Here is an 11,830-nt window from a genome sequence, read left to right on the forward strand (position 1 = left end):
CGCATGCCCTGGTCAACGGAAGTTTTTATACCCAGGAGGGCATCCGCGTGGCCATCAGCGGCATTCTGCAAAGGCTGGACAGCAATTAAGGGAGCACTTGCCAAGCCGTTGGGAGGGCTCCTATAAAATAGGGCCCCGATTCCTGCGTCGACAAAAACTGACGCTGGCACGGCGTGTTACAGCGCCCCGTACGGCTACCACATAGAAATTTTCATGTCCCGCCCCATCGCCAGAGGATCGGAGCCAACCATTAATGCTGTTAGACACTAGAATGGCCTCACAGCCAAGGTGATGGACAGAGCCACAATTAACTGCTTCACAGCAGTGCTCTTTTTCCGACGGAGCTGTCACAGCATATAGTTTCATTCCACAGCATGTTGAAAATACAACCTTTTTATCCATTTTTCCGCTGATAGGCTCCATGGTTGGGGGGGACTGCTTATTTCTGTTGAGGATGTACCTTAGCTATGTCGCCCTCGTCAATCATCCAGCCAATCGCTTCCTGAATATCAGTTCTTTTCAGGTTGCTCAGAACGTTATGTTGTAAGAGGCGCAACCGAAAGTAGCTATGTTTTCTGCGGAGAAGAAATTTTTTGATTCTAGTTGCCACGCTGAAAGCGGCTTTCACAGACGGTACATTCTGGAAATGATTTCGGCTATTGCAACACCTGCACAAAGCAAGCCCTGGCAAATTCATTACTGGGAGAAGAATATGGTCCCGTCTCGTAGAGTGTGATGTAAACATTCAGCATATTGCATAGGAGCCAAAACTTCAGAGGGCAACCTTCGTGTCCAAAAACTGGGCAAAAGCTGTGGCTGGTCACTGAGTAGATGATTAGCTCTAGGTGTTGTGCTATGCGGATGATGTCTGCCATCCTATCATAGTACCGTTACGCACTTTGGACTGGTACCTAGGGTGGAGACATGCCATCTGTTATTGGAAATAGAAACTGAACAAATTTCGGAAAGATATTCTCCGAAGAGTGAAGAGTGTGCAACGAGTAAAATTCCTTATAGGTAGCGACACCGGCGTAAAAAAATCACGCTGTGGGACTCCATGCCGTTGGCCGTATTGCCCCTCAAACGGGATACTGTTTGCAGGTTTAACCGGTGCCAAGAATCGGGCGATATTGTTGATGCCGCGAGTATTTTTTACAATTCCTGAAAGAAATTCCCATCTAGATCAACGATGCCGCAACTTTCTGGATGTTCCATGATCTACTAAAAAAATTTCATCGGTGTATATTTTTCAAGCAGCGTCTTTTCTCTCAATATGGCTAAAAGCTGTTTGAGTTTGGAGCGCAGCTGTCCACCTTCTTTTGAGCCTGTCACTTTACTATTTAATTGACACCGAATACGAACGATTTCTTTCTTCTTTGTTATATTTTCTTCATATATTGTCTGGCGTTTTTGATAGTCAAGTAAAGGCTTAAATATTTTTTCCAATAATTCTTGCATTTCCTTTTTGTGCTGAGGACCTGTTATAGCTACTGGTAAAAATCTAATTAACTTATTTTGCTGATGTTCGGTAAATAACACTTTCCCATGACACGCCGTAGCTAAAGTTGAAATTATGAAAGCAACTGTTATACCAAATCTATCCACATTGCTATTGGCTATTTCAAGGTATGCAGAATAAAATGATTCAGGAAAAATAGGTTGTAAGGCTAGGCCGCAGCCAGAGCCAAATTGAAAGCATGCACTCTGTCGGCGTCTCTGCGCTCGTGCATATTAATAAAGCTCACACCTTCATGTACAAACTCCAACGGGCTGATAACACCATAAGTTTTTTTACATTTGCCAAGAACTAATAACTTTTTGCACTGTAACAGCACCGGGTTGATGTTGGTTTTGTATGACATAATAAAGCCAATAGCCCAAGTATAGGTCCTGATGATCTGCTTAACCCATGGACGGTGCTGAGAAGACTCACTTCCAGAGAAAGCGCTGTTTACAATAGGGCATTGTCGCTGGATTTTGGCCAGATATTTTTTCTCACGGCGTCATTCCGTCCTGCTTCAGGCCCACGTATAGAAGCTTTGGAATTTGGGGAGTTAAAATTTTTATTCATGGCGATCAACCCTTCAATTCTTAAACGTAAAAAAGTTATGATACTTCGACAGTAATCTATAATTCCTGAGTTACCAAGTTAGAAAATGAATTAAGATTATCTTTTTATAAGAAAATAGATCAAAGTTTGTGAAAAATATTTGCCCATATCATCCTGTGTCGTCACTGGCGACTGAAGAATTTCAACATCAGGAGGATATCAAGAACACCACGACACAGGATTTTTTGATCGATTGAAAAAGGAACTCCCCCCTTGTGCCCAGGACGCATATTCATGCCATTACCGGCGGGCTTGTCGCCAACAAGACGGCCGCCAACGAGGATAATCTGGGTGCCGGCCCCACTGAAGGAATTCGTTTCGGGCTTAAGGTGGGTTATCCTAAGCAAGCTCTGATTGGCTCAAAAAAAGGTCAAAGACCTGTGAGCCAAGTGGTCTTTGCCGCCCAAAAGTTGCGCATGTATCCCAAGCTGGGTAATCCCACCGTCATAATCGTCGTGGACCGAATCGATCTGGACACACAGATAACCGCCACGTTCAACGCCACAGATATTCCAATATAGTCGGCACAGATTCCCGGCAAGAATTGCAGCGGCTGCTGGAGGCAGATACTCGCAAAATCATTATTACTACAATTTATAAGTTTGCTGAGACAGATAGCTGCATCAATGACCTTTCAAATATTATCGTTATGGTGGATGAAGCTCATCGCACCCAAGAAGGCAACCTTGACCGCCAGATGTGCCATACTTTGCCCAACGTCTTCCTGTTTGGCCTCACTGGTACGCCTATCAATAAGCGAGATAGAAATGCTTTCTTGGCATTCGGTGCGAAAGAGGACGAGCAAGGCTACATGAACCGGTACTCTTTCCAAGATCCAATACGGGACCGGGCAACGCTTCCTCTCCATTTTGAAGCTGTGGACGTCCGACTGCGTATTGACCGCGCTGCTATTGACGAGACCTATACCAATCTCACGGATACGCTGGAGGGTGAAGACCGAGATGATCTGGCAAAATGGACTGCCAGGAGGTCTGTACTTATCAAGGCGCCTGCTCGTGTGCGCGCCATTTGCGAAAACATTGTGCAGCATTTCCAAAACAAAGTGGAACCTAACGGTTTCAAGGCGCAGGTAGCCACTTTTGATCGGGAATGCTGCGTTCTTTATAAGAATATTCTGGATGAGCTCGTTGGTCCTGAAGCCAGCGCCATTGTCATGCATACGCATGGTGGTAAATCCGACGATTACGCCAAATGGAAGCTGTCCAAGGATGCTGAAGAAAAGTTGCTGGACCGTTTCCGCGATCCCCTTGATCCGCTGAAATTTCTTATTGTGACCTCAAAGCTCCTCACCGATTTTGATGCGCCCATCTTGTAAGTCATGTATCTGGACAAGCCTGAAGGAGGATCACAACCTCCTTCAGGCTATTTGCAGAACCAACCGCGTCTATGCCGAAAAAACGCATGGCCTTATCGTTGATTACCTCGGTGTATTTGATGAGGTTGGTACGGCGCTCGACTTTGACGACCAGAGTATCAAAAAGTTATCACAAATCTGGAAGAGATTAAAAAAAGTCCTGCCCGAATATGTCGCGAAGTGCCTAGCATTTTCCCCGGAGTAGACCTCTCTGTGGGAGGCCATGAAGGGCTCATCGTTGCTCAGCAGTGCCTGCCTGACAATGAAAAGCGTGATGCGTTTGCGGCTCAGTATTCCGTGCTCTCTCGTCTCTGGGAAGCTCTGTCACCTGACTCAGTTATTGTTCCCCACACCAATGACTATAGTTGGCTCACCAAAGTCTATGAATCAGTTAAGCCCCCAGTGGGAACGGCAAGCTGCTTTGGCATGCCCTGGGAGCAAAAACTATTGAGCTGGTGCATCAGAACGTCCATCTCGAAACGGTTATTGACGATCTTGAAACTCTGGTGATAGATACTAATGTTCTGGAAGTGTTAACAAAGGATCGAGATCCCAATAAAAAGTCCAAGGAAATTGAAATCAAGCTTGTGGCTCGCCTACGTAAACACCAGCACAATCTTGTTTTTATCGCTCTCAGTGAACGGCTTGAACAACTGAAAACACGCCATGAACAAGGACGCCTACACAGTATTGATTTCCTGAAAGTACTGCTTGATTTGGCCAGAGAAATGGTGATGGCCGAAAAAGAAGTTGATCCTGCTGATGAACAGGACAAAGCCAAGGCGGCCCTGGCCGAGCTTTTTTCTGAAGTCAAAAACGGCGATATCCCCACCATTGTTGAACGTATTGTGACTGAGATTGATAAAATCGTGCGCCTAGTTAGGTTCCCTGGCTGGCAGGGAACGGTGGGTGAACGCGAAATGCAGAAAGCACTGCGTAAAGTTATCTACGTTAAGTATCAAATCAAAGATCAAGAGCTGTTCGATAAAGCTTATGGGTATGTGAAACAGTATTATTAAGAGCTCTAGGCAGTGGTTCCTTTTGGGAGTGTATCTGCAATCTGCTAACAGAAAATTTCCGGGAGAGTGTGCTCCATGAAGGCAAAAGAAACACGCGTTTTGGATTTCATTAACAATGCCCCACAGTTCGTTATTCCCATATACCAGCGAAATTATTCCTGGACTGAGCAGCAATGCCGCCAGCTATGGAATGACATTCTCCGAGCTGGTAGTAGTGAGGATATCACTGGGCACTTCATTGGTTCCATTGTCTACGTAGAGGAAGGGCTCTCCAATGTATCCCTCAAGTCACCTCTATTGGTTATTGACGGCCAACAACGGCTCACCACGGTAACCTTGTTGCTGGCAGCTCTGGCGGATACACTGGGCGATGAAGAGCCTGTAGAAGGCTTCAGCAAAGAAAAAATTCTCTATTATTACCTGCTGAATCACCTGGAAAAAGGAGACAGGCATTATAAACTGTTATTGTCACAAACCGATAAAAACAGCCTGCTCCATATTCTTGGAGCGCCGGCCCCCCAGGAGCCGTCGTTAGCCATTACGGAAAATTCTAAGCTTTTTAAAGAGCTACTGGCAAGTTGCACCGATCTTACCGTCGTATGCAAAGGCATGACAAAGCTCCTTGTTGTAGATATTGCCCTCAACCGCGATCATGATAACCCCCAGCTGATCTTTGAAAGCATGAATTCCACCGGCCTCGCGCTCAGCCAGGCGGATCTCATCCGGAATTATTTACTCATGGGATTGGGGACAGAGCAACAAAGCGACTTATATGAAAGATATTGGCGCCCCATGGAACTCTCTTTTGGCCAAGCTGCCTATCAGGAACATTTTGATGGATTTATGCGGCATTACCTGACCACAAAAACAGGTGATATTCCCCGTTTTGACCAAGTGTATACTGCTTTTAAGAAATATGCCCAGCAAGCGTCTATGGCTGAAAGAGGCATTGAGTTCCTCGTTGCCGATTTATACGCCTACGCGGGCTATTACTGCAATATGGTTTTGGGAGGAGAGCCAGATAAGGCCTTGCGCCAAGCCTTTATTGACCTGCGGGAACTCAAGGCGGATGTCGCTTATCCTCTCCTTTTGGAGTGGTATCATGACTACGCAACCGGTTTGTGGGGCAAAGAGGATCTGCTTGCGGCAACCCGTCTTATTGAAAGCTATGTTTTCCGACGGGCAGCCTGCGCAATACCAACGAACTCATTGAACAAGACTTTTACTACTTTTTCTCGGAGCGTGAACAAAGAGCGATATTTGGAAAGCGTCAAAGCAACCTTCGCGCTACTTACCTCGTATCGGCGTTTTCCTGATGATGAGGAGTTTAAGCGCGAACTCCAAGTGCGAAATCTGTATACCAATCGCTTACGCAGTTACTGGCCCCGGCGCATGGAAAATTACGACCGAAAAGAGCGGGTGCCGGTGGAAGAATACACCATTGAACACATCATGCCTCAGAACAAGGACCTTTCTGCAAAATGGCGTGAAGCTTTGGGGGAAGACTGGCAACGCATCCAGGAACAATGGCTGCATACATTGGGCAATTTAACGCTGACCGGCTATAATTCCGAATACAGTGACAGGCCGTTTGAAGAAAAAAGGGATATGGCTGGAGGCTTCAGGGAAAGCCCTCTGCGCCTGAATGCAGGACTGGGAGCGGAAGCCGTTTGGAATGAAGATGCGATAAAAAGGCGAGCAACGAAACTTTCTGATTTGGCTTCAAAAGTATGGGCGTATCCCAAACTTGAACCTGATACCCTGGAGCGCTATCAGCCGCAACTTTTGCAGACAGCCACTGGCTACTCTCTCGAAGATTACCCCTATCTACAAAATTCTGAGGCCAGAGACCTTTTTGAAATGCTGCGTCGAGAAGTCCTTGCACTGGATTCAGTTGTTTCCGAAGAAATATTGAAGCGATACATCGCGTTCAAGGCCGAAACCAATTTTGTGGATGTGGTCCCACAGGCCAAGCGCCTCCGTCTTTCATTAAATATGAAGTATCACGACCTCATCGATCCCCGAGAAATGTGCCGGGATATCACAAATGTCGGCCGCTGGGGTAATGGGGACGTGGAGGTTTTCTTCTCCAATCCCGAAGAGCTGCCTTACATTATGAGTCTGATAAGACAGGCTTTTGAGGTGCAGATGGGAGAAAATAATTAGATCAGCGCCAGTTTACCTATTGGGACTCTTCCAATCTTACTCTGCCATTCAGGTAGAGCAAGATTGGAAGAATCCTGTAACATTTTATTATGATTTAGTGCCAAAAACTCAAAAGTCATAGTTAATGTCCAAAGTCTTATAAAGCTGTCCGCATGGTCCCGAAGCTAAGTCTACAAGAAACTCACGATCCGTTTCGCCTTTAAGAAAATAGAGTATATAACAAGCTGCAATTTGTACAGAATATACAACAGAGATTCCTCGGCTACTGTTTAATGTGTATTAGGGCATAGTTATAAGCAATCTCATAACTGTCAGTCCATGAAGGTGAATCAATGTTATGGTCATCATCCTCTTTGGTTGATGAATACGAAGCTTTTATTACCGCTCCACGGTATAGCGTGTAGATAACTTTATTATCTTGGGGTGGAGCCAATCCTTTAAGATGATTCCTATCAATATAAAATAAATTTGGATATATCCATGTGTAGTTTATTCTTCCTTTTTTGAATTAAATCCCCAAAATACTGCAACAATGTATTCTTTATATACACTATTCTTTTGAAGAATAGTTATATTAACAGTAATAATATTCATTAATACTTAAAAATTCAAATTGCCGCTCAGGAAAAAATTTTAAAGCCCATGGTAGTCCTTGTTCTCAATATACATTCTTGCTGATTTCTATAATACCAGTGGGATAAAATCAAAATGAAAAAATTGGTTCTTTTCGAGTCGGTCGGTCAATGGGTCATCATTCAGTTCAATATAAATTTCAGGTGAAATAGATTTTTTACCGAATTCATCATCGGTTGAAATGAAAAATTCATGCTCATGATTTGCATCGGTATAGAAAAGAATATTCCCTTTTCTTACATTAATCCTGTATACCTTTACATCTTTATATTTAAATAAGTGTTGTACTTTAAGGCAAACCCAAGAGCTGAATTATAGCTGTCAGTCCAAGATTGCCAATACACATTTTTCTCATCTTCGCATTCTGCAGCACCCCGATAAAGAGTATATACTTCTTGATCATAGGACAGGGGTGACAATTTCTGAAATTTATTAATACTGCAGTACAAAAATAGTTCAGAAATAAACTTTTTATCTATGTTAGTTCAATATGGTTCAATCTTGAATAAGCAAAAAATGAAACAGAGCTCTAAAATATTGTCTCTTGAAAAGATTCCAAATTGTAATAAATTTGATGTTAGTATTATTATCCTCAAGATCATTCAAAATGCCAAATACACTAATGACAGAACGATATCTCTCAAGCTCTGCTCTGGTACAGGATTTTTAAATGCTTCAAGGTCGGCGTTAAGTTGCCATAAATCTATCATTTGTTTCACTTGGAGTTGACGTTTGCCTGCATCACTCTCACCGTATTAGCGACCAGTTCCACAAGCGCTTCTTGCCGTCCACAGAAAGCGTTTTTAATATGTCGGCTATAGTGACCACCCGCTCTTCTGTAGCTTCATCGTGAGTGCGAAACAGGTAGGGCTACATTGCAGAGTATCAGCGATATCTTGTAGTCGCCCCATCTTCGGCGCGATTCGGCCTTTCTCCATTCTTGCCATTGCATCTTGGCTTATCTCCAACCGCTCCGCCAGTTTCTTCTGACTGAGGCCAAGCCTCCGTCGCCTATCGGATATATTTTCACCAACAATCAAAGCAAATTTGTTTTCGGCCATCGAATCCTCTCATGGGTTTCTGCACCCCTGTATAATCTCATGAATTGGATTGGGCCCGAACAAACTATTAAATTTATCGATTTAAAAGTCTTATTTATGTAAGCTGTCATCCTGCATGCGGGAGGATGACAACCGTGCGTAGCTATAGGAGAACTCTCTACCGGATAGCGCTACCGCTTTTGGGACTGTGTTTCATCATAGTGTCAAACGCGAATGCCAAAACGGATTCTCACCCAGAAGTAGCTTTTCCCCACACGGAAAAGCTCTTCATCTCATTTTGAAAGGCATAGATTCCGCATAAACCGAGATACAGGTAGAGCCGGATACTCCTTTACTAGCAAGCCAATAGCGGGGCCTTACAGACTGCGTACAAGTACGGAGTGGCTGTGCTCGTGGTGGTAGACGCGAAAAGCAACAGCAGAAGGTACTCAACGGCACTCTTTCTTGCCAATCATAATATACCTGTGAGGAAAAACGGCAATTACGCCATCATGCACCACAAATTCATGGTTATCGACAACAAGCATGTGCAGACGGTCAGCTTCAACTACAGCGCGGCGACTGTCTCACGAAATGCGGAAAATGTCTTGATGCTCTGGAATATGTCCGAGCTTGCTCAAGTATATGCGTAGGAATGGCAACGATTATGGAAAGAAGCTATGTCCTTACCACCGTCATATTGATTTTTTGAGGAAGAACATCCCATGAAGACTATTGCGAAAAGTATCCTGGCACTATGCGTGTTATTGTTATTCTGCGTGCCTGTGAAGGCGGCGGAACCGTTTTCATGCTGGTTTGATTCCTATTTTACCGGAGAGTTGGAAAGCGCGGAGAAAATGTCGGAAGGGTATCGTATTGAACATCTGGCCAGCGGCGGCATCATGGAATATCTCATACCTAAGAATGCGCCAGAATATAACGCTACGCTGTTGTTCATCCAAAAAACGTAAAAAGCCACTTACCCACCGGAGGGAACATTTCTGCTGAACAACAATGCAATTTGCGGTTTCACGCCTTTGTTCAGAAATGAGGTTGTCGTTAAATCACACAGGCGCGACGGTGACAGGTACATTCTCTCTGTCTGCATCGATGAAACGTCAAATTGCTACACCTTACGCATCAGCGCCGGAAATTCCCTATCCGACAGCGCCGAGAGCATCATCAACACAATAACATCCGGACTGTCAGGAGTTGAGTTCAAGAATAACTATGAAATCATGGGAACATACAACCTTGACGGCTCCATGCACTCCCCTCGAAAAGCTCCCCGTAATAACTTCGGTGAACGGTTCGGGGACAGAGTGCGTACCGACAACAAGGAATGGAGCGATCCGAGATACGGACTGTCATTCAAGCCACGGCAGCTACAATCATGATGTAAGGGAGAATGGTATGAAGCGTCTTTTCCGCTGCATAATTGTTTCGGTTGTTGTATTTTTATCGTGCGGTTCTGCCGTAGCCCAAGACCTAAACAGGGTCATGTGGGAGGAAGGTGTTCTGTTCGGAAGATTTTCCGTTTGCTTTACCGGGATCAGTAATCTTCGGGCGCACGTTCACTGATGCCTATATTCGTTGGTATCAGGCCAACAACCTAGGCATCGACATGAAGGTTCCCGTTTCCATGTTCGATAACGGTCTTCATGCCGGAGTTGCCGAACAGCAAAAATTGGGCACGGAAGAATGTGATACCGTATATCAGCGCATCAGCCATGTTGGGCAGGTTGTAGGAGTTCGGATTCCCGACAATCCAGCGCAGCCTCCAACCATAATTCCGCAGGTAGCGCGGTACAATCAGCAAGCGCGGCCCCTATCCTTCTCTGGCACTTCAATACAGGTTGGACACAAGGAATGTACTCCTACCAACTGACCCTTGACGGCCAGGGAGTTTTCTTTGAAAGCGCAACCAACGTTGAAAAGCTCTTCTTGTCAGTAGATGTCTTTGACGATCAGGACAATAGGCTAGCCTCCAATACTCTGTTTACGAGCCTTTTGCGAACGGCTTCAATGTCTTCAATCTGGTGAAGAGCATTGAAGTCAGTGCCGTTGTCATTGGTGAAGTTGGGAAACACAAGTTGTGCGTTTTCGGCCTGAGCTGCTTCCTCGCTTTTCTTGCTCCCGGCTTCGTCATTGTCGCCGCAAATGATGATTGTCTTGTCCGGAAACCGTTCTTTTGTGGTCTTGGCAACTGTTGCAAAATTGTTTACGGAGAAAGCTACATAGACCACCCAGCCTGTGGCAAGATGGATGCTTGCACCAGTGGCAAAGCCCTCGTAAACAGCAACGAGCTTTTCCGGCTGTCCCTGAATGATGAATTGTCCTCCAGATACCTTGCCGCCCACGAGAAAACGCTTTGTTCCATCAGGATAGATGTGTTGCAGGCTTTGCAAATTGTTTGCGGTATCCATACAGGAATAAGCAGTGCGCCGTCCCGTGCCTGCCGCATGCCTTCCAAAGCTGTAAATACCCTTGCAGCGCAGATAAGGATGGTTGGGATCGCACACTCGTGCCGAACTCCACTCCTATCTGGCCTGTTGGGCTGCTTCTGTACGGCGTTTGGTGCATTCCGCTTCGCATTGCCGCTGTATGGATTGTTGAAGTTCCCGCCATGCGGACATTTCCACTCTTGAAAGCGTCTGCTTTTCTTCGGCACAGAACATGCTCTGGTCATCAGTTTCCCAGTTGTACCACCAGAGAGTGGCCGGTTTGTCCAGATGGGCAATGTACGCGCCATTCCGTTTGCGGAGCTTGCCTTCTGTGGGGCAACGGTGAAGAGTGCCATCCGCGAGGATTGTTTCAGGGACAAGACCATGCCGGCCAAGCACGTCACGGAAAGTATGGAGAAAATCATTCATGACCTTCTCTTTGCTTTCCAACACGTTCAATAAAAGCTCTGATATCCTAGGCGCGCCAGGCTGTCGGGCGCGGACCGATTTTTACAGGCCTGGGATAGCATCCGGTTGAGCAGCCTTTCCACCATGCGCTCTTGCTGATGGGAAAGAGTTCCAGAACTTGCGGAAGCCGAAGAAAACCAGTGGAAGGAATATCAGTCGCCATAGCGATAACTCCGTATGTAGTTGGTGATTACGGAGTGCTATAGCACATTTATTCAATTAATCCACAATGTTGATACAGTACGATACCGCGTGATGCAGTTCGATACAGTCCAATACAGTTTGATATGGATGTATGAAAAAGGGGAAATTTTCAGAAAAATTTTATGGTAGCCAATTTTTTGAGACAAATTGAATAGTTCTTGGCTTCAAGCAGTGAAGTGCCCAAATTCCCTACCACTCAAAGAGAACAGCAGGATAACAATCGGTACCGTTTAGACCATCAATAGCATGAGGAATTAATTATATAACCATACATAAATTATGGGGTATATCAAAAGTAAACTTAATATAAATTGAACCATTCATGTGATAAGATCGACATTAAAATAATATCATTGTAGACGTTTTCAGAT

Annotated in this window: 10 protein-coding genes and 2 pseudogenes; 6 read left to right on the forward strand and 6 right to left on the reverse strand. The window is 45.1% G+C overall.

Annotated elements, in window-relative coordinates:
- Window positions 1-1,221 precede the first annotated feature (1,221 nt).
- Window positions 1,222-1,605: a hypothetical protein gene (locus tag ACZM8Y_RS16465; protein WP_302551970.1), complete on the reverse strand. Its 384-nt coding sequence runs from the start codon at window positions 1,603-1,605 to the stop codon at window positions 1,222-1,224.
- A 921-nt stretch (window positions 1,606-2,526) separates the two neighbouring features.
- Here ACZM8Y_RS16465 and ACZM8Y_RS16470 point away from each other — a divergent pair.
- The 4 genes and pseudogenes from ACZM8Y_RS16470 to ACZM8Y_RS16485 all read left to right on the forward strand — a co-directional run bounded on the left by ACZM8Y_RS16470 (window position 2,527) and on the right by ACZM8Y_RS16485 (window position 6,670).
- Window positions 2,527-3,446: pseudogene (locus ACZM8Y_RS16470) on the forward strand (DEAD/DEAH box helicase family protein).
- Window positions 3,430-3,690, forward strand: a complete 261-nt coding sequence (locus ACZM8Y_RS16475; RefSeq protein WP_482333420.1) for a type I restriction enzyme subunit R domain-containing protein — start codon at window positions 3,430-3,432, stop codon at window positions 3,688-3,690. The pseudogene ACZM8Y_RS16470 and the gene ACZM8Y_RS16475 overlap by 17 nt, the downstream one beginning before the upstream one ends.
- A 250-nt stretch (window positions 3,691-3,940) precedes the next feature.
- Complete coding sequence (locus ACZM8Y_RS16480) at window positions 3,941-4,504, forward strand: hypothetical protein (protein ID WP_482333418.1); 564 nt, start codon at window positions 3,941-3,943, stop codon at window positions 4,502-4,504.
- Between the two features lie 75 nt (window positions 4,505-4,579).
- Complete coding sequence (locus ACZM8Y_RS16485) at window positions 4,580-6,670, forward strand: GmrSD restriction endonuclease domain-containing protein (protein WP_482333416.1); 2,091 nt, start codon at window positions 4,580-4,582, stop codon at window positions 6,668-6,670.
- Window positions 6,671-8,118: 1,448 nt separating this feature from the next.
- Here ACZM8Y_RS16485 and ACZM8Y_RS16490 read toward each other — a convergent pair.
- Window positions 8,119-8,364, reverse strand: coding sequence for a helix-turn-helix domain-containing protein (locus ACZM8Y_RS16490; protein WP_482333414.1), 246 nt, complete (start codon window positions 8,362-8,364; stop codon window positions 8,119-8,121).
- Window positions 8,365-8,729: 365 nt separating this feature from the next.
- Here ACZM8Y_RS16490 and ACZM8Y_RS16495 point away from each other — a divergent pair.
- Window positions 8,730-8,996, forward strand: a pseudogene (locus ACZM8Y_RS16495) (phospholipase D-like domain-containing protein); the annotation flags it as partial.
- Window positions 8,997-9,068: 72 nt separating this feature from the next.
- Window positions 9,069-9,314 (forward strand): hypothetical protein, encoded by a 246-nt coding sequence (locus ACZM8Y_RS16500; RefSeq protein ID WP_337432085.1) that lies wholly within the window; start codon window positions 9,069-9,071, stop codon window positions 9,312-9,314.
- Between the two features lie 641 nt (window positions 9,315-9,955).
- Here ACZM8Y_RS16500 and ACZM8Y_RS16505 read toward each other — a convergent pair.
- The 4 genes from ACZM8Y_RS16505 to ACZM8Y_RS16520 all read right to left on the reverse strand — a co-directional run bounded on the left by ACZM8Y_RS16505 (window position 9,956) and on the right by ACZM8Y_RS16520 (window position 11,418).
- On the reverse strand, window positions 9,956-10,162 hold the full coding sequence (locus ACZM8Y_RS16505; RefSeq protein WP_482333413.1) for a hypothetical protein: 207 nt from the start codon (window positions 10,160-10,162) through the stop codon (window positions 9,956-9,958).
- A gap of 148 nt (window positions 10,163-10,310) precedes the next feature.
- The gene (locus ACZM8Y_RS16510; RefSeq protein ID WP_487480108.1) at window positions 10,311-10,769 is read right to left on the reverse strand and encodes a toprim domain-containing protein; all 459 of its coding nucleotides are present in this window, start codon (window positions 10,767-10,769) and stop codon (window positions 10,311-10,313) included.
- Window positions 10,770-10,883: 114 nt separating this feature from the next.
- On the reverse strand, window positions 10,884-11,216 hold the full coding sequence (locus ACZM8Y_RS16515) for a hypothetical protein (protein ID WP_482333409.1): 333 nt from the start codon (window positions 11,214-11,216) through the stop codon (window positions 10,884-10,886).
- Between the two features lie 46 nt (window positions 11,217-11,262).
- Window positions 11,263-11,418 carry a helix-turn-helix transcriptional regulator gene (locus ACZM8Y_RS16520; RefSeq protein WP_302551952.1) on the reverse strand — a complete coding sequence of 52 codons (156 nt, stop codon included), beginning with the start codon at window positions 11,416-11,418 and terminating at the stop codon, window positions 11,263-11,265.
- Window positions 11,419-11,830: the final 412 nt, after the last annotated feature.

Source organism: Bilophila sp. (assembly GCF_057864385.1).